This is a genomic window from Bradyrhizobium sp. Arg237L (genome assembly GCF_029990105.1).
GTDB lineage: Bacteria > Pseudomonadota > Alphaproteobacteria > Rhizobiales > Xanthobacteraceae > Bradyrhizobium.
Genome location: NZ_JAQMIL010000213.1, coordinates 1 through 543, shown reverse-complemented (window position 1 = coordinate 543; position 543 = coordinate 1). Strand labels below are relative to the sequence as shown.

Annotated in this window: 1 protein-coding gene; it reads right to left on the bottom strand. The window is 67.2% G+C overall.

Features of this window, described 5'->3' with window-relative positions; genetic code table 11:
- A partial coding sequence (locus OZ411_RS43500; RefSeq protein ID WP_282532816.1) for a transposase occupies positions 1-543 on the bottom strand: 543 nt, incomplete at both ends.

Genomic DNA, 543 nt, shown 5'->3' with positions numbered 1-543 from the left:
CTTCTCGACGCAGCGGCCGCGCAACGAGCAGCCATCGCAGACCGCCTTGCGGCTGACATAGCGGCTCTCGAGCCGGCTCCCATTGGTCTTGAGGCTTGGCGTCGGTGTCAGAAGCTCGCCCGCCGGGCAGCGATACGCGTCGGCGTCAGCCACATAGCTGAACTCCGCGTGGCTGAAGCGCCCCTGCGCCGTCAGCCTGTCCGTGCGCTTGGCTTGCGGAACATAGGCGATGATCCCGGCGTCCTCGCAAGCCTTCAACTGCGCCCCGTTGTAGTAGCCGGTATCGGCCAGCGCCTGCAGCGTCTCGACGCCCAGGACCTCCTTTGCCGCCATCGCCGTCGGATGGAGCTGGCCGCTGTCGTTGCCATCATTGACGACGTCGCTGGCGACGATGAGTTTGTGCTTGGCGTCGACGGCGATCTGCACGTTGTAGCCGGCAACGCGCTGGCCGCTCTTTGCGAGCAGCCGGGCGTCGGCGTCCGTCGTCGACAACTGCGTCTGGCCGCTCCGTGCCAGCTCGGTGAGGTCGGCTTTGACCCGCGC